The sequence below is a fragment of the Sulfurovum sp. genome (assembly GCF_041562805.1).
In the GTDB taxonomy this organism is placed as follows: Bacteria; Campylobacterota; Campylobacteria; order Campylobacterales; family Sulfurovaceae; genus Sulfurovum.
The window spans coordinates 1-20779 of record NZ_JBFFOH010000035.1 but is presented as its reverse complement, the minus strand read 5'-3'; the positions used below and the strand labels follow the sequence as shown (position 1 = coordinate 20779).

Genomic DNA, 20779 nt, shown 5'->3' with positions numbered 1-20779 from the left:
CTCTGATTTGGATTCCACTTAAGTTTTAAGTGAAAATTATTACCCAAAGGTACAAAAAATGGCAGCATTAGTAAACGGAACTGTTAAATGGTTCAACGATGAAAAAGGTTATGGATTTATTCAACAAGAGAATGGTGGAGACGATGTATTCGTACATTTCCGTCAAGTTAACAACGACAGCGGTGGACGTGTAACACTAGCTGAAGGTCAAGCAGTAACATTTGAAGTTGGTGAAGGTCAAAAAGGCCCACAAGCTGAAAACGTAACTCCACTCTAGTAGTGACTTGCAGGCTTTTTGCCTGCAAATTAAAATCCCCTTTTTATTCCTATCTCTTAATAATTCACTTTTAAATCTTTATCATACGATATCTCAAATAATACATCTATCTTTTTATTTATGTCTTATAGAACGCATATAGAGCAAAGCTCCATATACTACGCTAACGCTGTGTTTTCTTCAGCAGAATGTTCACGCGACTAGTCGCTTTAAATAGTTTCTAATAATTCACTTTTAAATTTTTATCATACGATATCTCAAATAATACATCTATCTTTTTATTCTCATGTGCTTCTAATGTAAGCTTCATTTCTATTTGTCCATCTTTAAGCATTTTATAGTTTACTTTTTTCTCCGAGTTGATACTTAAAAGTTTTGATTTTATCTCTTCAGTTGTTGATGTAGGGATACGATCTATGAGTGTAAAAGTTTTTACCTTATCAGATTTATTTGTAAGTGTAAGTGTAAAACCATCTTTTTTACGTACAGTGCCACCAAAGATCCCTGTTTCACGTTCTTTATTGACTATAGGTTTACGCCCTATATGAATGTCTTCTTCTACTTTTGTATAAAGATCGTACTTACCATCCCTGTACTCTCCTATTGCATTATCATTTATCATTTCATTAGAGGACTTTACTTTCCATTTGTTACTGTCTATCTGATATGTTGGGTCAAAAGAACAAACATGAAATGCTCGTGTATTTTCATACGGATACGCACGCACTTCACAAGAAAGTGCTGCTTTCCATTTAACTACTTCTACATCCAAAGGTATGCCTGTTGAAAGGAGAATCAGATTCTTGATCTTATATTCTCTGGCATCTTCATAAGAAGCCACCGGTGCAGATGCGATCATGGATTCAGATACGCGTTCTTCAGCCATCATAACCATATCCATTCTTGTCTTTTTTGCCATAGCCTGTTTATACACACGTTTCGGAGTTGATACATACTTACTGACGATCCATGGAATAAAGTGAACTGGATGTACATATTGATTGGATGAACGATAGTAAAACATCGCTGTCTCAGCATCTATATCAATACCACTTCTATTTGTTATAGAGAGGTATTGGGTGACAGTTATCTCTTTTTCATCTTCTATATTGGCTTCATATTCTGTAGAAAAAGAAACATGCCCATAAGGGATGGTAAGTTCTACCTCCTTATTACATGTTGTGTCAGTTTGTAATAACTGTTTTGAAGGTGCCTGTTTACGAAATTTCCTTTGCTTGATCTGCACTTCTTCAGTCAATCGTTTTTCATTAATTAACAGCTTTGCCTGTTCTTCACCTATTCGCTTTGCTGATTCGATCCATAGATTGGCATCAAATGTAGTAGGTTGAGGAAGTGAGATAAGTTGTGCGAGCACCTTGGCATTTGCCTTAACGACCTGTACTTTTTGCTCCGAATCTTTCAGACTTGTTAAAAGTTGACATAATCTATCATTTGAAGGACAACTGGAGATAAAAGAGAGTGGCATCGTTGTGCCTTCACATTTTGCTTTTACTCCTTGTGCGAATCCTATAACATTATTATTGGGAGTAAAGTTATAAAAAGTATTGTCTTGGTATACAGAAAGAGAAGAGGCATAGCTCAGTCCTCCGCTTAAAAGCAGTGCGCTAAGTGAGGTAGTCAATTTCATAAATGGTCCTTCATTAATAGTATGAAGACCATTATAGCAAAATGAGCGACTAGATTGTGTCAATATTCATAATTATTCTGTGCTGTTATTCTCTGTAAACTTTGATAAATAGAGTTCATTTTTCTTGTGTATATAATCATAAATAGCTTTTACTTCTTCGTCCGTAAGATAATAACGGGGCATAATTTCATGATAACTATTGACGGCTTTTATCATGTCTTCCAATGTATCTTCACGTATATCTGATCCTCTTAGGGCTTGTTTCCCATGTATATCTCGAAATTCAACGATAGTTTTACCTTCACCGATTTCCCCATGGCATTGGGCACAACTCACTCCCCTGGGATTTGCATAGAGCATTTCACCATATTCATAGTGCGAGATGAAGTCTTCCTGTCCCCACAACATTAAAGGTAGTAGTAGCATCCATAACCGTCTCATGATAGTATCAACGTTAACTCCATTACAGGCCAAAACTGCGTTGCCTAAAGTATTTTTGATATAATACAATAAAAAATATAAGGGCCCTCTATGCAACTCATCGATGGTAAATCTTTAGCCAAGAAAGTGCAAACTACGGTAGCTACTGAAGTCGCACAACTTAAACAAGAAAAAAACATTGTTCCCGGACTCGCTGTGATCCTCATAGGTGATGATCCTGCTAGTCATGCCTATGTTAAGATGAAAGCAAAAGCATGTGAGAATGTAGGATTTTACTCTATCACACACAGCATGCCTGACACTATCAGCCAAGATGAGATCATCGCAACAATAGAAATGATGAACAATAACCCTCGTATAGATGGTATATTGGTGCAACTTCCTTTACCTAAACATGTAGATACAGACAAGATACTTGAAGTGATAGACCCTAAAAAAGATGTAGATGGCTTCCATGCATATAATGTAGGCCGTTTGGTGACAGGACTTGACAGTTTTGTAGCTTGTACACCTCTTGGCGTTATGAAAATGTTTGAAGAGTACAATATAGAGCTAAGAGGTCAGGATGTATGTGTTGTAGGTGCAAGTAACATCGTAGGTAAACCTATGGCTTCCCTGCTTCTTAATGCAGAAGCAACTGTGACTATCACACATATCTATACAAAAGATCTCAAAGCACATACAAGTAAAGCTGATATTGTTGTAGTCGGTGTTGGCGTTCCGGGACTTATCAAGAAAGACATGGTTAAAGAAGGTGCTATTGTGATCGATATAGGTATTAACCGTATAGAGGATGGTTCACTTGTAGGTGATGTAGACTTTAAAAATGTAAGTCCTAAATGTTCTTACATTACACCGGTACCAGGTGGAGTTGGGCCTATGACCATAGCCATGCTTTTGAGTAACACACTTAAATCCGCAAAAGCGAGAGTGTAAATGAAAAAAGTTTTACATGGTTTTACTCGTTTCGCAAGCTCATGGACAGGAACGATCATCATTGTACTTATGCTTATCTTCTTTGTTGCACAGTCTTTTGTCATTCCATCAGGATCGATGAAGAGAACACAACTTATTGGTGACTTTTTGTTTGCTAAAAAGTTTTCCTATGGTATCCCTACCCCTCACCTTCCATGGTTAGAGATTCCGATCTTACCTGACTTTAACGATAATGGTCACCTTATAGAAGGTCCTAGACCTCAAAGAGAAGATATCGTTATTTTCCGCTATCCGGTCAACAACAAAATACACTATGTAAAGCGTTGTGTTGCTGTGGGTGGGGATGAAATACTCTATGCAAATGAGAAACTGCTTATACACTTCCATGAAGGTGCTGAGTATATGAAGGCTAATTATCCTGCAGATAAGATCGTTTCACTTAGAGGTAAACTATGGGTGGAAAATCCTTACATGCTGAAATATCCAGGGATACAGTATGCACCTGAGGGTGCCAGTATATTTAAGGGACTTTTACGTTACTATGAATACAACAAAGAGATCGATATGATACCAGTATATGTAAATGGTCTGAATGCACCAACACATGAAATAGCAGGAAAAGGTATCAATGCGCTCTATGCTAAAGTAGATGAAGACCACTTCTATATGATAGGTGATAACCGTGACAACTCCAATGACAGTCGTTTTTGGGGTTCTGTACCGTATAAACTTATCGTAGGAAAACCATGGTTGAACTATATGAGTTTAGAGTACCGTTCATATGAGAGTGTACTAAATGGTGATGAGTATGGTAGTGGGAGAGACAATGCAAGACTTAAACGTTTATGTGGTGGTGTAGCTATAGATACGCCAGCGTGTGAAGATCTCTGGAATAAACAACGTTATACAGTTCGCTGGGGACGTGTGGGAAGACAAATTGAGACTATCCAAAAAGAACAACCAATAGAATAAGGGGAAACAGTTGAAAAAATTTTACATCGCTACAGACCATGCCGGATATGCACTTAAAGCCTATGTTAAAGATTATGTTAAGTCACTAGGACATGAGATCATCGATCTTGGTCCAGACTCAGCAGACAGAGTTGATTACCCGGATTTTGCAAAAAAATGTGCCGATGCAGTACTTGCAGATGAAGGCAGCTTTGGCATTCTTATCTGTGGAACAGGTATCGGTATCTCTATCGCTGCGAATAAAGTACCAGGTATCCGTGCAGCACTTTGTCATGACACCTATACAGCAAAACTTACCAGACAACATAACGATGCAAATATCCTCTGTTTTGGAGAGCGTGTTGTAGGTAAAGGTGTTATAGAAGATATGATAGAAGCTTTTGCAAGCACTGAATTTGAAGGTGGTAGACATGCCGGACGTGTAGCAAAGATAGAAGGCTGTGCCCTAGGTGCAGATTTAGGATAAATTCCTTCAGATATTATCTATTAAATCAGACGAAGTCTGCCTTGTCACTGCGAACGTCCTTGAAAGCGAGGCGATTCGAGAGTAGTGACGACTTTTGTTTTACTTTTCTAGAAAAGTAAAGAAAATAACCTTACCACAATACAAACAGAAGGAAATCAAATAAAATGAATATATTAACAACAGAAGAAAAAAACATTATATTGGGAAGCATAAGAGACATCCCAGACTTCCCAAAACCTGGCATCATATTCAAAGACATCACAACACTGCTATCGAACTCCGAAGCACTCAACACACTTATGTCACACCTTGAAAAACGTTATAAATCATATGATTTAGACTACATCGCAGGTATAGATGCCAGGGGCTTCATCTTTGGATCTATCTTAGCAGACAGACTTGGGTTAGGTTTTGTCACCATCCGTAAAAAAGGAAAACTTCCTTACACTACAGTAGCAGAAAAATACAGCCTGGAATATGGCTTTGATGAAGTAGAAGTACACATAGATGCTTTTGGTGATACAGAAGCAACACAAGATGCAAAAGTACTACTCATAGACGATCTTATAGCCACTGGCGGCACAGCTGTAGCCGCCGCAAGTCTTATCAACAAAGTCGGTGCTACTTGTGTAGAAGCCTGCTTTATCATGGAACTTGGTTTCCTTAATGGACGTGAAGGTATAGATGCTCCTGTGTATTCGGTATTAGAGATAGACTAATGTCCGATATTGAGTTCACACATGAAGAAAAAGAGATACTCGTCCATAAGATCCAGCGTTATTTTCAAGAAGAACTTTCAGAAGAGATAGGCGGATTTGATGCAGAGTTTCTTTTAGAATTTTTTTCCAAAGAAATTGGTCCTTACCATTATAATCATGGTCTACGTGATGCACGTTCCATAATAGAAGAAAAAACGCAAAACATTATACAAACTTTCTATGAGATGGAAAAAGCAACAGAATTCATCAAATAATACGCTTCACTTATAGATAAGCAAGACATTGTATAATTCAAATATTCATGAGGTGATCGTATGAGAGTTTATCTATTTTTTTCAATTTTCCTTCTACTTTTCTTTTCTATACACTATCTTTTTTATTCAAGAGTCATCAAAAAACTATTGGTTTCTCAAGAAGTCAAAAAAGCCTTTACACTCCTTTTAAGTCTTAACTTTATATTCAATATGCTTTATGTAGCAGGACGATATACAGACATCATTGGCAATACACTCTATTATCTCTTTTCCTTGTCTATAGGGATGTCTTTTGTGCTTCTTTTGTATTTAATTCTCCATGAGATCCTTCATCTGTTTCATAAAACACTCAAGAATGTCGATATTTCAAAAAGAGAATTTATCAAAAACAGTGGTGATGCTGCTATGTTTGCACTCTCTACTTCTTATGTGAGTGCCGGAGCCTATGAGGGAATGAAAGAACCCGTGGTTAATGTGGTTGAATTTAATCATTTTGATTTTTCCATCGTACAGATAAGTGATCTGCATATAGGTGGTCTGATAGACAGAGACTTTGTCAAAGCATCTGTGCAAAAAATAAACGCACTTAAACCAGATATTGTCTTTATTACGGGAGATATTATAGATACTGCGCTTGAAAATGTTGAAGATACAGTGATGGAACTAAATGATATCTCTTCCAAACATGGAATCTATTATATTTTAGGAAATCATGAATATTTTCATGATCCACTGAAAATCATTGATTTTATGAAACCCACAAATATTACACTACTACTTAACGAAAATGTGACTATCGATGCACTGAAACTTAATGTTGTGGGTGTAACAGATCGTATCGGATATCGTACTAACTTCCTTGTACCTGATATTCATAAAGCTTTTAAGGGATGTAACAATGCCTACAAAACCATATTCTTAGCCCACCAACCCAAATTTATAGAAGAACTTGGAAATTATACCCCTGAACTCATTCTCAGCGGTCATACTCACGGTGGACAGATCTGGCCTTTTGAGTATTTAGTAAGACTGCAGCAACCCTATGTTAAAGGACTGCATAAACTTCCAAATGGCAGCCATATCTATGTCAACAGCGGTATAGGATTTTGGGGACCTCCTATGAGACTGGACTCACAGGCTGAGATTGCCTATATCGTTTGATCCAGTAAAGCTGATTCACTCAAAATAAGGCGATTTCTAACCTCTCATTGGATATAATCTCTCTAATTACTACACAAGAGAAATAAATGAATTTACATAAAGAAATATACATCCCTAAACCAAGTCCACATGACCCAGATGACTTAGGACATTTTGGTAGCATAGAAGATGGACAAGTAGGCTTCGGTGGCCGTTTTGTACCTGAGACACTTATGCCTGCACTTGAACAGCTTAGACTTGACTATGAAGCAATACGTTTTGATAAAGACTTTTGGTCCGAAGTAGACTACTACTATAAAAACTACGTAGGCCGTCCCTCTTCACTCTACTTTGCTGAAAACCTTTCTAAAGAGCTTGATGCAAAGATCTATCTTAAACGTGAAGACCTTAACCACACCGGTGCACACAAGATAAATCATACTGTAGCTCAGGCAGTACTTGCAAAGAGACTTGGCAAGAAAAAAGTGATCGCTGAGACTGGTGCTGGCCAACATGGTGTGGCTACAGCCACAGTAGCAGCCCTTTTTGGTCTCGAATGTGAAATATTTATGGGTGCAAAAGATGCAGCACGTCAGGAACTTAACGTCTTTCGTATGAAACTGCTTGGTGCGAAAGTACATGCTGTTGAATCTGGAAGCCGTACGCTTAAAGATGCGATGAATGATGCGATAAGACACTGGGTAACCAATGCTCGTGACACGTACTACATCATTGGTACAGTCGCAGGACCTCACCCCTACCCTATGATGATACGTGATATTCAGTCTATCATAGGTTGGGAAGCAAAACAACAACTCAATGCAGTTGAAGGCTGTCTACCTGACAAAGTAATTGCCTGTATAGGTGGTGGTTCAAATGCTCTTGGTATCTTCAATCACTTTTTAGAAGATGACAATGTTGAGTGTATCGGTATTGAAGCTGGTGGACTTGGACTTGATTCTAAGCATGGATGTTCACTTGCAAAAGGTAGCCCGGGCGTACTTCACGGACAACTAAGTTACTTACTCCAAGATGAAGATGGTCAGGTACAGGAAGCACATTCCATTTCAGCTGGACTCGACTACCCGGGTATAGGACCTGAACATTCATTCTTAAGAGATGAAGGTATCGCTACCTATGACTACATCACTGATGATGAAGCCCTAGATGCCTTTGTATGGCTTTCTCAGGCTGAAGGTATCATCCCTGCCTTTGAGAGTTCACATGCCATTGCATACCTCAAAAAAATGAAACCTGAAGAAATAAAAGGTAAAACTATCTTAGTCAACCTCTCTGGACGTGGTGATAAAGATATGATACAAGCACAAGATATTTTAAAAGAACAATTTAATTAAACATAGGAGAACTAAAATGAATTTCGAATTAACACAACTCCCTGTTGAGGACATCCAAGGTGATCTGGAACTCATCATTGTCATCGATAACAATACAAACCATGTTTTTGTACAAGACAAAAAACTATTAAAAAAAGCAGGTTTTAAAGGTGGACAGGATGAAACATGTCTACTTGTCAGCAAAAACAGACTCTATGTTGGTGCTGATTCGGCACTCAGTAAAGATATCCGTACTGCTGCTGCAAATGCCATAAAAGCACTCAAGGGTACAGGATATAAGTCTATAAAAGTAGCAACCTATCTTTACAGAAACAGATGCACAAACTCTCTTCGTGCTATGGTTGAAGGTTTTATCTTAGGTGCTTACAGTTTTGAACAATACAAAACGAAAAAGAATGAAAATAAGATTAAACATATCACTGTCTCACTTGATGAGTACAACGGATACAAAATAAACATAGAAAAAGCTTCTATAGCTGTGCATAACGCACAGATCACCGCCGATGCAACAAACTTTACACGTGACATTGTAAATACGACACCTGATGACTGTTATCCAGATGTAATGGCTGCTATCGCTGAAGCAATGTCAAATGTTACTGGTCTTAAATGTAAAGTGCTTAAGCCAAAAGCACTTAGAAAAGAAAAAATGGAAACACTGCTTGCAGTTGCACGTGCAAGCCGTCATAAGCCAAGAGTTATACACCTTACACACAAGCCTAAAAATGCGAAATGCGTTGTGACACTTGTAGGTAAAGGTCTTACTTACGACAGTGGTGGACTCAGCCTCAAGCCAGCAGATTTCATGGTGACGATGAAGTCAGACAAGAGTGGTGGTTCTGCAGTACTTGGTATCATGAAAGCTGTCTCTGAAATGAATTTACCTGTAGAAGTACATGGTTTTGTTGGTGCGGTGGAAAACATGATAGGTGGGGATGCCTATAAACCAGACGATGTGCTCGTAGCCAAAAATGGTAAAACAATTGAGATACGAAACACAGATGCCGAAGGCCGTTTAGTTCTTGCAGATACACTTTGTTATGCACAGCAAGAAGTGAAGTCTGACTATCTTTTCGACTTTGCTACACTTACTGGTGCATGTGTTGTAGGCGTAGGACACTACACATCAGGTGTCATGGGTAACTCTGATGAGATAAAATCACTTGTAGTAGATGCCGCGAAACGTTCAGGTGAACTAGCAACTGCATTGGATTTCAACCCTTACCTTAAAAAGACTATCAAGTCTGAGATAGCTGATGTATGTAACATATCAAATACGCGTTATGGTGGAGCTATCACTGCAGGTCAATTCCTCTCAGAGTTCATTGATGAGGACCATAAAGACAAATGGGCACACATAGACATTGCCGGTCCTGCATTTGTAGAACATGCATGGGGAGAAAATCCTTTTGGTGCTTCTGGTGCAGGGGTTAGACTCATGGTAAAACTTATAGAAAAGCTTGCAGAAAGCCAGGAGAAATAAAACTATCTCATAAAAGACCGTAAATGCCTTTTATGAATCTTGCAGTTGAAGATGGCAAGCCAATGCCTCTTCTGCCAACATATCAGCAATGGTATCTCTGCCATTAATGATATGTTTTATACCCAGTGACGATATTACCTCTGCTTCCTCACTATTATTCACTTTTACTATACTGTTTATCGATGGGTCAAACGAAGCAATATTTTCACAGATCAACTGTCTCTGCATCTCATTTTCAATCGTAACGATGATGGCAGTAGACTCATTGACATTGAAATGCGCCAATACCATTTGCTGTGCAGCATTGGCGAAATAAATAGCCTCTTCACCCTGTGCGATGACTTTATCTACTACCTTCACATCATGTTCAAGAACAATATAGAGTAGATTTCTCTCTTTAAATATTTTAACCAGTTTTCGTCCTACGGGCCCATATCCACAAATGATAATATGATCACGAAAAGTATCACCAATAAGGGCTCTATCACGTAGACCCTCTGGTTCTTTATGAAGCATATCTGCCAGTTTTTTAATGTTATTCAATACAAACGGAGTGATGATCATTGAAAGAACTATCGTAATGATCATGATCTGATTTAACTCAGTAGATATCAGATCATTAGCGCTTGCAATCGCAAAAACGGCTAACGAGAATTCACCTACCTGAAAAAGTGCCAATGCTGTTTTAAATGCTGTCCTTTTTTGGACAAAAAACCGCATAATACCCAAGATCAGCAAACCTTTAAGTAGCATGATCCCAACAAGTAATCCCAAGATAACATACCAGTAATCTATAAAAGAATGCCAATCGATCAGCATTCCTATCGTCACAAAGAATACCCCTAAAAGAATATCTCGAAATGGTATCAGGTCTGTTTCTATACGGTAACGATATTTTGTCTCTGCGATCATCATACCACCAATAAAGGCACCTAATGAGTAAGTAAAACCAAATGCATACGCTAAATATGAAGCACCCATAACAATAAGAAGTACAGCAACCAAAAAGATCTCTTCTGACCCTGTAGACATCACCCAGCCAAAGAATTTTTCAAGAAAATATTTACCGATAACAAACAGTATTAAAAAAACGACAATAGCACTTCCTACTGTATCCAATAAAAGATCAGAGACCGACTCTGTCTCAGAAGTAAAGAAAGAGACCATTAAAAGGATAGGTATGACAGCAAGGTCCTGAAAAAGTAAGATGCCCAGTGTCGTACGTCCATATCCGGAGTTTATCTGATTATTGTCATTGAGAATTTTGAGAACAATGGCTGTAGATGAGAGTGATAGTGCAGCACCCACCACTATAGCACTTTTGGTCTCTAACTCAAAAATATATAAACCTATGAGAGTAAAAAGTAAGGCGGATAGAATTACTTGCAGAGTTCCATAAACAAAAACCTCTTTTTTCATTCTTTTAAGATGATTGACAGAAAATTCCAATCCAATAGTAAACATTAGAAATACGATTCCGAACTCAGCCAAATGCGATAAAAATTCTCTTGAATCTTCAGCAAAATGAAAGATCGAAGAGATTGCAAACCCAGAGAGAACATATCCGATCACTGTAGGCATATCAAACTTTTTTAAAAAAACATTGAGCACTGTTGATATACTAATTGTAATGATTAATATCAGTAAAGCATTTTCCATTTCTCTATTCCATTTTTTCTTGTATTATATATAAATTTTATACTTTTATCATAGCTAAACTGTATGTAAAGTAGGCAATTTTTTCTATAATTTATATTAATTCTACTCCATACAAATTGTATCTTCTGTGAACTAACCCCCTCTTCACCAATATTTCGCTAAAATCGCGATAATAATATTATAACACTTAAGGAATACCATGGGATTAGGCATCGGACTTGTTGGACTACCGAATGTAGGAAAATCTACAACTTTTAACGCACTCACTAAAGCACAAAATGCAGAAAGTGCAAACTATCCGTTCTGTACCATCGAACCAAATAAAGCAGTAGTGCCAGTACCAGACAAAAGACTGGACATACTTGCTAAGATTGTAAACCCTGAAAAAGTACAGTATTCTACACTTGACTTTGTAGATATTGCTGGTCTTGTTGCCGGGGCAAGTAAAGGTGAAGGCCTGGGAAATAAATTTCTTGGGAACATCCGTGAAACGGAAGTGATCCTACATATCGTAAGATGTTTTGCTGATGATAACATCGTTCACACAGAAGGCTCCATTGACCCGATTCGTGATGTTGAGATCATCGAGCAGGAATTACTTTTTGCCGATATTGATGCCGTACTCAAACGTATTGAGATGCTTAAGAAAAAAGCAAAAGGTAATGACAAAGATGCAAAAGAACAACTTGCAGTTGCCGAGGCGCTCCTTGCTCATATAGAAGATGGTTCTCCTGTTTCTACTTTTGCGGACAAAGAGAGTGATGGCTTTTTGGCTATGAACAAAGATTTACGTCTTCTTACCTCTAAACCCATTATCTATGGTGCAAATGTAGATGAAGAGGGACTTGCTGAAGACAATGAATATGTACAAAAGCTCAAAGCATATGCCCAAGAGAGAGACTCCGAAGTAATCAAACTTTGTGCCAAAGTAGAAGAAGACATGGTAGACTTTGATGATGATGAAAGAGAAGAAATGCTTGCAGACCTTGGAGTAACCGAGTCTGGACTAGAGCAGATCATTCACAAAGGATTTGATAAACTAGGACTTCAAAGCTACTTTACAGCCGGGGTCAAAGAGGTACGTGCTTGGACGATACGTAAAGGTACAACAGCACCTAAAGCAGCAGCAGTCATACATAATGACTTTGAAAAAGGGTTCATCCGTGCAGAAGTGATAAGCTATGAGGACTTTGTAGAATTTGGCGGCGAATCTGGTGCAAAAGAGGCTGGTAAGAACAGGCTTGAAGGTAAAGAGTATATTGTACAAGACGGCGATGTAATGCACTTTAGATTTAATGTTTAAAAAAGGACAATGATGAGAAAGTTACTTTTTATTGGATTGGTTGGTTTTGCTTTACTTGGTTGTGATAGTAAAAAAGGTACATTCCTCGAAACTGTAGAGAGTCAAAATGATCTGCCTACAGCTGTAGCAAAATTAGAAAAGCTCATCAAAGATCAAGGTTTGACACATTTTGGTACTATGGATCACAAAGCTAACGCCTTAGCTGTCAATATGAACTTAAAACCTGAGACTGTTGTGGTTTTTGGTAATCCTAAAATGGGCACGGTCCTTATGAACTGTAATCCGTCTATGGGCTTGGATCTGCCTCTTCGTATACTTATTACAACAGACTATGAAGGTAAAACAAGTATCATTTACACAAACCCCGAATACTGGTCTTTAAAACATAATATTAAAGATAAAAATTGTTTAAACATACTCACAAAAGCAAAAATGGCGCTAGCAACACTTGCGACCGAAGCAGGTAAAAAATAATATGATAAGTACAAACGAAATACTCTTCCGTATCAAAAAAGCATTAAACCTCTCTACAGAAGAGATGATAGAAGCCTACAAGCTTGAAGGCTATACCATGGAGGCTTCACATTTAGAGTCTCTGCTTAAACGTCATCTAGATGATGGATTTATCATAGCAAGCTATGAAGAGTTGGGCGTGTTCTTAGATGGATTTGTAGCCCTCAAAAGAGGCCCATCTCCTAAAAAACCTAATGATGATGAGGCCGTCGAACTTACAAATAACCTCATACTTAAAAAGCTACGCATAGCCCTTGAGCTCAAAGAGGCAGAGACGGAGATCATCTTTAATCTGGCAGATGTAGAACTCAGTAAACAACAACTGGCTTCTCTTTTCCGTAAAGAAGGTCATAAAAACTTTAAAGAGTGTTCAGACGAATTACTTATGGCCTTTTTAGACGGCTTATATGAGTTTTACTTTGTTGGTGAGATAGACTAAAGTCTGTCTCCCGCCTATAGGGTAACCCTTGAAACGAGATAAATCATTACTCGCTATAAAAAATGACATAGCCAAAAAAGAAAACATACTAAGATCTCTGCAAAAAACCCATCCACACTTAAAACATTTATCTGAGATACAAATACTTGCTTACTTTAATATCAATAGTATAGATGAGCTGAGCACACATATAACAAACTTAAAAGCGTCTACCCTACCCCATGATAACCTCATGGATGATAAGCGTCCTATATGCTCTTGTACAAACAGTGATGGACAAGCTAAAGACTTATATGATTCAGAAGAATCTGCACAAAAAGAAGCCGCTGCACTTATAGTACAACAAAATCTACAGCTTAAGGTATATGTATGTCCAAATAGCTGCGGTTGGCATTTGACCAAAGGTTAGACATCTATTAGTACATATTATTTAGTACAGATAAAACCTATTCTTAGCAGGTTTTATAATCACAGAAGATTAAACTTCCAACACCAACTTCACAGGGCAATGGTCACTACCCATTATATGGTCTAGTATATCTGCATCGACGATCTTGTCTTTGAGATCATCTGAGACATAAAAGTAGTCAATTCTCCAGCCTACGTTGTTTCCTCTTGCTCCTGCTCTGTAAGACCACCAGCTGTAACGGTCTTCAACATCTCCGTGTATGTGCCTAAAGGTATCTATAAATCCAGATGCCAGTAGTTTGTCTTGCCATTCCCGTTCCATGGGTAAGAAACCTGAAGTTTTTTCATTTGCTTTTGGACGTGCTAGGTCTATAGGGTGGTGAGCAGTATTCACGTCACCACATACGACAATGGACTTGCCCTCAGCTCTTAGTGCATTAATGTGTGTAAGAAATCGATCGTAGAACGCCATTTTATAGACCAAACGCTCATCATCTCGCTGCCCGTTAGGAAAATAGACGTTAAAGTATGCGATGTCTCCAAAGTGATACTCGTTGATACGTCCTTCATCTAAAATATCTACATGAGCACAACAAGATGCCTCACCTTTGATATCTGTGTAAAGCGCCACACCTGACTGACCTTTTTTAGATGATGAATTGATACTTTGAAACTTATAGTCTCTCTCGAAGATACTATCTGGGATCTGGTCTGCTTCAGCCTTGATCTCCTGTAATCCCAAGAAGTCTACATTTTCTTCATCTATCCACTTAAGTGCTTCCTTTTTTTCTACTGCTCTAATACCATTAACATTCCATGATATAAAGGTAAGTGTACTACGATCCGACATTTTGTATCTCCCTACTCTGAGTTCAATTTATTTAGATAGAATAATACCAAAAGAGACTTCAAATAAAAGGTAATTTATGGCACAAGAAGACAAAGAACGTTGGGATGAAAAATACCAGAATAATAAAATTCCTGATGAACCCATCAAACTTGTCACAGACTATGTAAAACTTGCTACAGGCAAGCAAGCTCTGGACATTGCATGCGGTATGGGACGGCATAGTAAATACTTAGCTTCTCTTGGCTTTAACGTGGATGCATTAGATATATCAACTGTTGCCCTGGAGCAACTAAAAAATATACCTCAAATTCATGCTAAAGAAGTGGATTTTGATACCTATACCCTTCCAAAAGAAAAGTATGATCTCATAGTCTGTACATACTATTTGGAACGTAAACTCTTTCCTCAGATGATAGAAGCGCTTAAACCAAATGGAATTATACTCATGGAAACATTTTTACACCACCCAGATAATGAGCGTACAGCTTCCAACCCTGCTTTTCTGCTTAATGACGGTGAACTTGAAGCAACCTTCGGTGACAGATGTGAACTGCTGCATATGCCTGAGTTCTGGGATGAGGATTATTTAGGTAATAAAACGAGGAAAACATCGATGGTAGCAAGAAAAAAAGTGCTGGAATGACGGATGAGAATTTTTGGTCTTAGTCTATAGGCTAAGACCAAAAATTAGTTTACGATACTTACAGGTGTACCTTTCCGTACACTTTTAAAAATAGTTCTTGAAACTTTATAGGGAAGTCTTATACATCCGTTACTTCCAGGATATCTCTTCACATAGTTACTTGCATGAAGACCAATACCACCACTTGTAAGTCGCATCCAGTTCTTCAATGAAGCTCCGACATATTTGGCTTTTTTACCTTTGTATTTTCTTCTATCACCTTTATACACCAACTTTTTTCCCTGATACATTTTACCAAAGATCGTAGAACGCTTATCTGCTATCTTTTCTTGTATTTTAAATGTTCCCTTAGGTGTACATTGATTTCTAATAATCCCAGTATTTGGTTCTAGTTTTCTTTTTGCCCCTGTTGTACAAGGAGCGCAAAGTGCAACTTGTCCATCTACATAAAGTCTTACTCTTTGTTCGGAGATATCAACTTTTAACTCTGTATTTCTACCATTTGCATGACTCAGTAGTTTTTTATCTTCGTAGACACTAAAACTTTTTCTAAGATTAGTGTGTTTTCTAAAATCTGTATAAGTGTTATACTTCATGAGTTTTACATGTTTGACTTTTTTATCTTTAGGGAATTTAATATTTTTTGAGATCATATCAAGTTTAGTTTTAGTCTCTTTCCCTACCCAACCATCAGTATGAGAAAGGCCATAATGTTTTTGAAAAGTAATGACTGCCTCTTTAGTCTTCTCTCCCCATTTTCCATCAGTCTTTAGATTCACCTCAATATTTTTATCTCTGTTTAAAGCGATTTGCAAGTTTCTTACAGAGTTAAAATCATTAGTACACTGTTGTTTTGTTTCCGTATTTTCACACATATCATCATGGGTTTTAAAATAACTCTTTGCATTTGCCATAGAGCTAAGCATAAGTGTCGTCAATAGTATTTTTGTATATTGCAAATAGAGTCTCCGGGGAATTATAATGATCGTATTATAGCGTTTATCCGTTAACCAAAAATAAATAGCTGACTTAACACATTCCTAAATCAAAAATGATGATATAAGTCCTATAAGCCCTCCAAAAACACCACCCCACACTACTAACCAACCTAAATGTTCTTTAATGAGTTCCTGTACCAACTCCTTAACCATCTTTGGTGTAAGTTCTTCCAATCGTCTTGTAATGAGTTCTTCAACAGAGGCGATCATATCATCACTTAAAGCTGAACTTTTGATGTGATGGTCAAGCTGTGCTTTAAATGCAGAAGAAGAGACTATGGTACTTACTGCACTTTTCAACTTTCTTGAGAATGGCTCGCGTAATCCGTCCAAAGCTTCTTCTCCTCCAAACATAGAAATAGCACCACCAAATTTTGATTCCATGACGGTTTTAGAGAGTGCATCAAAAGCAGGAGAAAAATCTGCCTCTTCTAGTAATGGCTTTAAATCTATCTTCTCTTCTTCTTTTGCAAAGAAATCTGCCAACTGTTCTTTGGTAAAGAACTGTTTCATGATCATCTCGCGAATCGACTCTTTAAAAACAGTAAAGTTCTTTTCTATCACACCAGAACCATAAAGGAATGGTACTTTTTCAAATAACATATGAATGGCAAGTTGATTGGTTATGGCACCGGAAAGTGCAAAAAGTCCTGTAAATAACATAGCATCATGATATACAGACGGTATTAAAAATGACACGCTGATAAGCAGCAAGGAAACAAGATCGGTTATAAGAGACTTAGACATGAAATATCCTATTTACATTTTGATGTAATATAGCAAAATATGGGTTATATTACGGTACAAACTAACTACCTAAACATTTAAAAGAAGGTATAATTTCTTTTCATCATCATTTTCACATAAAGTTTTTCATGTCTAAAACTATAAACAAAAACATCCAAATTTCTCTACTACTTATAGCAACCATGGGTGTAATGTCAGGGATTACGGTTGTTTCTTCTCTTCCACTCATCAGTCAAACATTCAGTCACATCCCTGATATCGAATTTCTTTCCAAATTGATGTTGACGATACCATCAATCATCATCGCACTTTTTGCACCCATCGCTGGGATCATAGTGGATAAATTTGGTAGACTCAAACCACTCTATACAGGTATTATACTTTTTGTATTAGGTGGAAGTTCAGGATTTTATCTGCATGACTTCTATGCTATTCTGGCTGGACGTGCTGTTCTGGGTATAGCCGTTGCCCTGTTAATGACAAGTTCTACTGCACTCATAGGTGATTACTTTAATGAAAAAGGTAGACATAAATTTATGTCTACCCAGGGAATGGCTGTGGCTCTTGGTGGTATTGTCTTCATCACAGCTGGCGGTTTTCTGGCGCAACTACACTGGTCTTACCCTTTTGCCATATATATTTTACCTTTGCTCTTTCTTCCCTTATTGGCTTCATCACTGTATGAACCTAAAAAACATATACATCTGGAAAATGAGTTAGAGATTGAAGCTAAACTATGGCCTGTGTATATGACTGCATATTTTGCAATGGTACTTTTTTATATGCTGCCTACACAATTACCCTATCTTATTATCGACACACTCCATGGTGAGCCTAGCACTATAGGGTTTGTTATTGCTACAGCAATGGTATTCAATGCAATCACATCAAGACAGTATGCAAAACTCAAAGGAAGGTTTACCTATATAGAAATTTATATGATTACTTTTATATTTTTCGGCATAGGGCTTTTTATCATTTCACAAGCGAGTTCTATTGCCCAACTCTTTTACAGTACTGCGTTTCTAGGTATAGGGTTTGGGCTCATTCTTGTCAATACCAATGCATGGTTCCTCTCCAAAGTACCAGCACACAAAAGAGGAAAAGCTTCTGGTATGCTTGCATCAAGCTTCTTTCTGGGACAGTTTTCTTCTCCGCTTATTTTTGAACCAATTATTAAAATATATGGGATTCAGGGACTTTTTTTGATCGTCTCAGGCATTGCCTTGACTATTTCATTGAGTCTGTTTTTGAGAGGAAAAATATTCAAGTACTAGGAAGATTTTTTAAGCAAGTAGTGGTAACTCAGCCTACTAATAATTTGCGTAAGTCGTCTACACTACGTACAGCATCAGTATGGTCAGTAAAGCCCCAGTCTACCATTATGTAGTCTATCTCAGCTCTTTGGCTTGCTATCTCATCACGTGATCCATCACCAATAAACAGCGTTTCATGCGTACTGTGATCCAATTCATCCAATATCTTATGTAACATATCGGGATGAGGCTTGCCTTGTGCTACGTCATCATAACAGGCTATGCTATCGAAAAAATGATGCACATCTAAATGGGTCAATGATTCTATGGTCGACCCACGGTAAGCATTTGTAGCAACTGCCAGGTTATGGCCCTTACCTTTAAGTCCTTCAAGCAATTCTTTAATACCTTCATACAATACCAGTTCACTTTCATGGTTTTTCGTATAGTACTCTGAAAACCATTTTTCATGATCTGCGTCAAATACTTTTGCATGGTAAAAAGTTTGTGCGGGATTGATAGTATGATCATTGACCAGTCTTAAGATATACTCTTGCTCCATCGCTTCAAAACCCAGGTTTTTACGTACATAATTGATGGCATTGGCTATAGTCAACGAAGAGTTGACCAAGGTACCATCCATATCAAAAATGATTAGTTTTTTATCCACTATGGCATCTTCTCAGTATTTTTAGTCGTTGTCTTGTTAAACTTCACATAGATAGAAAGACTCACTAAAAGTAACGCAACACCAGAAATAAGATATACAGCATACACAAGCTGAGCAGGATCTGTGAGTGCAAACTTAAAGACTAGCATCAAGGCCTCAATTGAGAGTGCAATGATGATAGAACCTAAAAAGCGTATCATCGTCTGGTGTCCCTCTCCTGCACCCGCTTTTTTCTCTTTACCCAAGACTTCCTCTTCAAAGATGGCTTTCACCAGATCAAAGATAGCCAATGAGAGCGTGAGAAGGATGGTTGCTTCAAAAATCTTATTGATCTCTATAACGGAAAAATCCATTCCAAAATGTAAAAAAGAGCTAATACCCTTTACAAATAGTAAAAGCGCAACCGCTGCAAGTGCTATAGAGAAAGAGGTATATGCAATTTTACTTAATGTTCCAGAAAATGAGTCAATAGAACTTGGGTGCACCATACGTAAAATATTTGCCAAAGTAATATCTACACAAATAATACTGATCATATTATCTTCTTCATCATAAATAGGGAATGCAGCAGTAACAACCATTTTATTACTCACATAGGATGGATATGGTTCAGTCAGGGTACAACGATGTTCTCTTACTGTTTTATAAAAATAAGCCCTATCACTTCTCTCATCACCCTTTCCCAATCCATGTACCTGCTTGTTTTTAGAGATATTGTCTGTAATTTGAATGCCATTACCATCAAGAGCATAAATAGCTTCTGCTTTAGTGATATTTTCATCAAGTGTTTGCAACTTTGAAAGCACAGTACTTACATCACCATTGACAATAGTTTGAGAAATATGTCTGCCTATGATATAACAGAGGTAAGCTCTGGCTTTTGCACGTACCTCTGAATACTCTTGAATCTCTTTAATTTGCATAATTTATCCCTTTATTTATGTTCTTCTATAATACTTTACCTAAAACATCAGTAAATTTTACTTTTTGGTTGATAGCTACTTCTGGGAATATACTATCCTTTTGTGAAAAAGTCAAAATAGTAGAACCCATCTCAAACCAACCATAGAATTCTCCTCTTTCTACCCAAAAATCTTCATATTCGTAATGAACCGGTTCTCTGATCTCTGAGTTCGTTCTTACATTTTCTTCAAAAGTAACGACCATTTGACCCACATTCAGTGCAGCAACAAGTACAAGAACCTGTGTTCTACCCTTCTCATCTTCACACTCTATGATCACCCTCTCATTTTCAATAAATAGATCTACTTTATTACGAAGCAAAGGAAAGTTCACTGGGTAATGCTTACCAGGAATATGTGTCAATGAATTTACTTTGAGACGCATCGGCATATGATAACAGTGATAGTCTTTAGGAGAGAGATAAAAATTGATGAATTCTCCTCCTTCTACTTTAGCTACTGCTTCTTTATGAAACCCACCAAAAAGTTCCTCTATCTTATAACTCATCCCTTTTATCTGATAGGCTTTACCCTCTTTGATCGTTCCGGCATCAGTGATAAGCGCATCCACACCAGAGATAAGTGCATCTTGGTCTTCAGGTAAAGCTCTAGGTATTTCAAAAGCTCTTGTAAAAAGTTT

The 20779-nt window shown here is 37.6% G+C and carries 24 protein-coding genes; 15 read left to right on the top strand and 9 right to left on the bottom strand.

Annotated features, from left to right (window positions below):
• The first annotated feature begins 58 nt into the window (after positions 1 to 58).
• Complete coding sequence (locus tag ABYK33_RS06370; RefSeq protein WP_309495989.1) at positions 59 to 277, top strand: cold-shock protein; 219 nt, start codon at positions 59 to 61, stop codon at positions 275 to 277.
• Between the two features lie 220 nt (positions 278 to 497).
• Here the strand turns inward: ABYK33_RS06370 and ABYK33_RS06365 are convergent, their stop codons facing one another.
• Both ABYK33_RS06365 and ABYK33_RS06360 read right to left on the bottom strand, forming a co-directional pair.
• Positions 498 to 1925 carry a DUF4139 domain-containing protein gene (locus ABYK33_RS06365; protein ID WP_373032206.1) on the bottom strand — a complete coding sequence of 476 codons (1428 nt, stop codon included), beginning with the start codon at positions 1923 to 1925 and terminating at the stop codon, positions 498 to 500.
• A 72-nt stretch (positions 1926 to 1997) separates the two neighbouring features.
• A complete protein-coding gene (locus ABYK33_RS06360; RefSeq protein WP_373032205.1) occupies positions 1998 to 2351 on the bottom strand; it encodes a cytochrome c in 354 nt (117 codons plus the stop codon).
• Positions 2352 to 2456: 105 nt separating this feature from the next.
• Here ABYK33_RS06360 and folD point away from each other — a divergent pair, with 105 nt between their 5' ends.
• The 8 genes from folD (at position 2457) to ABYK33_RS06320 (ending at position 9691) form a co-directional block, all read left to right on the top strand.
• Positions 2457 to 3302 (top strand): bifunctional methylenetetrahydrofolate dehydrogenase/methenyltetrahydrofolate cyclohydrolase FolD, encoded by an 846-nt coding sequence (gene folD / locus ABYK33_RS06355; protein WP_373032203.1) that lies wholly within the window; start codon positions 2457 to 2459, stop codon positions 3300 to 3302.
• On the top strand, positions 3303 to 4274 hold the full coding sequence (gene lepB, locus ABYK33_RS06350; RefSeq protein ID WP_373032201.1) for a signal peptidase I: 972 nt from the start codon (positions 3303 to 3305) through the stop codon (positions 4272 to 4274).
• Between the two features lie 10 nt (positions 4275 to 4284).
• Positions 4285 to 4740, top strand: coding sequence for a ribose 5-phosphate isomerase B (rpiB, locus tag ABYK33_RS06345; protein ID WP_373032200.1), 456 nt, complete (start codon positions 4285 to 4287; stop codon positions 4738 to 4740).
• Between the two features lie 164 nt (positions 4741 to 4904).
• Positions 4905 to 5459, top strand: coding sequence for an adenine phosphoribosyltransferase (locus ABYK33_RS06340; RefSeq protein ID WP_373032199.1), 555 nt, complete (start codon positions 4905 to 4907; stop codon positions 5457 to 5459).
• The gene (locus ABYK33_RS06335; RefSeq protein ID WP_373032198.1) at positions 5459 to 5713 is read left to right on the top strand and encodes a DUF2164 domain-containing protein; all 255 of its coding nucleotides are present in this window, start codon (positions 5459 to 5461) and stop codon (positions 5711 to 5713) included. Before ABYK33_RS06340 ends, ABYK33_RS06335 begins: the two co-directional genes overlap by 1 nt.
• 60 nt (positions 5714 to 5773) lie before the next feature.
• A complete protein-coding gene (locus tag ABYK33_RS06330) occupies positions 5774 to 6874 on the top strand; it encodes a metallophosphoesterase (protein WP_373032197.1) in 1101 nt (366 codons plus the stop codon).
• An 86-nt stretch (positions 6875 to 6960) separates the two neighbouring features.
• Positions 6961 to 8208 (top strand): tryptophan synthase subunit beta, encoded by a 1248-nt coding sequence (gene trpB, locus ABYK33_RS06325; protein WP_373032196.1) that lies wholly within the window; start codon positions 6961 to 6963, stop codon positions 8206 to 8208.
• Positions 8209 to 8224: 16 nt separating this feature from the next.
• Positions 8225 to 9691, top strand: coding sequence for a leucyl aminopeptidase (locus tag ABYK33_RS06320; protein ID WP_373032194.1), 1467 nt, complete (start codon positions 8225 to 8227; stop codon positions 9689 to 9691).
• Between the two features lie 30 nt (positions 9692 to 9721).
• Here the strand turns inward: ABYK33_RS06320 and ABYK33_RS06315 are convergent, their stop codons facing one another.
• Positions 9722 to 11350 carry a cation:proton antiporter gene (locus ABYK33_RS06315; protein ID WP_373032193.1) on the bottom strand — a complete coding sequence of 543 codons (1629 nt, stop codon included), beginning with the start codon at positions 11348 to 11350 and terminating at the stop codon, positions 9722 to 9724.
• A gap of 199 nt (positions 11351 to 11549) precedes the next feature.
• Between ABYK33_RS06315 and ychF the strand changes: the two genes are divergently transcribed.
• The 4 genes from ychF to ABYK33_RS06295 are packed head-to-tail and all read left to right on the top strand — an operon-like array spanning position 11550 to position 14014.
• A complete protein-coding gene (gene ychF / locus ABYK33_RS06310; RefSeq protein ID WP_373032191.1) occupies positions 11550 to 12653 on the top strand; it encodes a redox-regulated ATPase YchF in 1104 nt (367 codons plus the stop codon).
• Between the two features lie 12 nt (positions 12654 to 12665).
• A complete protein-coding gene (locus tag ABYK33_RS06305; protein WP_373032190.1) occupies positions 12666 to 13127 on the top strand; it encodes a DUF302 domain-containing protein in 462 nt (153 codons plus the stop codon).
• A 1-nt stretch (position 13128) separates the two neighbouring features.
• Entirely contained in the window at positions 13129 to 13605 is a 477-nt protein-coding gene (locus tag ABYK33_RS06300; protein ID WP_373032189.1) for a DUF1456 family protein, read from the top strand.
• Between the two features lie 28 nt (positions 13606 to 13633).
• Positions 13634 to 14014 carry a hypothetical protein gene (locus tag ABYK33_RS06295; RefSeq protein WP_373032187.1) on the top strand — a complete coding sequence of 127 codons (381 nt, stop codon included), beginning with the start codon at positions 13634 to 13636 and terminating at the stop codon, positions 14012 to 14014.
• Between the two features lie 69 nt (positions 14015 to 14083).
• Here the strand turns inward: ABYK33_RS06295 and ABYK33_RS06290 are convergent, their stop codons facing one another.
• Positions 14084 to 14863, bottom strand: coding sequence for an exodeoxyribonuclease III (locus ABYK33_RS06290; RefSeq protein ID WP_373032186.1), 780 nt, complete (start codon positions 14861 to 14863; stop codon positions 14084 to 14086).
• A 76-nt stretch (positions 14864 to 14939) separates the two neighbouring features.
• Between ABYK33_RS06290 and ABYK33_RS06285 the strand changes: the two genes are divergently transcribed.
• Positions 14940 to 15506, top strand: a complete 567-nt coding sequence (locus tag ABYK33_RS06285; protein WP_373032185.1) for a class I SAM-dependent methyltransferase — start codon at positions 14940 to 14942, stop codon at positions 15504 to 15506.
• A gap of 44 nt (positions 15507 to 15550) precedes the next feature.
• On the opposite strand, the gene ABYK33_RS06280 is transcribed toward ABYK33_RS06285, so the two are convergent.
• Positions 15551 to 16465, bottom strand: coding sequence for a L,D-transpeptidase family protein (locus ABYK33_RS06280; protein ID WP_373032184.1), 915 nt, complete (start codon positions 16463 to 16465; stop codon positions 15551 to 15553).
• A gap of 81 nt (positions 16466 to 16546) precedes the next feature.
• Positions 16547 to 17251, bottom strand: a complete 705-nt coding sequence (locus ABYK33_RS06275; protein ID WP_373032183.1) for a DUF445 domain-containing protein — start codon at positions 17249 to 17251, stop codon at positions 16547 to 16549.
• Positions 17252 to 17379: 128 nt separating this feature from the next.
• Here ABYK33_RS06275 and ABYK33_RS06270 point away from each other — a divergent pair, with 128 nt between their 5' ends.
• Complete coding sequence (locus ABYK33_RS06270; RefSeq protein ID WP_373032182.1) at positions 17380 to 18528, top strand: MFS transporter; 1149 nt, start codon at positions 17380 to 17382, stop codon at positions 18526 to 18528.
• Between the two features lie 28 nt (positions 18529 to 18556).
• Here ABYK33_RS06270 and ABYK33_RS06265 read toward each other — a convergent pair whose 3' ends face one another.
• The 3 genes from ABYK33_RS06265 to asd all read right to left on the bottom strand — a co-directional run.
• Positions 18557 to 19177, bottom strand: coding sequence for an HAD family hydrolase (locus ABYK33_RS06265; protein ID WP_373032181.1), 621 nt, complete (start codon positions 19175 to 19177; stop codon positions 18557 to 18559).
• Complete coding sequence (locus ABYK33_RS06260) at positions 19177 to 20100, bottom strand: PDC sensor domain-containing protein (RefSeq protein WP_373032180.1); 924 nt, start codon at positions 20098 to 20100, stop codon at positions 19177 to 19179. The genes ABYK33_RS06265 and ABYK33_RS06260 overlap by 1 nt, the downstream gene beginning before the upstream one ends.
• A gap of 25 nt (positions 20101 to 20125) precedes the next feature.
• On the bottom strand, positions 20126 to 20779 hold a 654-nt coding region (asd, locus tag ABYK33_RS06255), incomplete at its 5' end, for an archaetidylserine decarboxylase (RefSeq protein WP_373032179.1).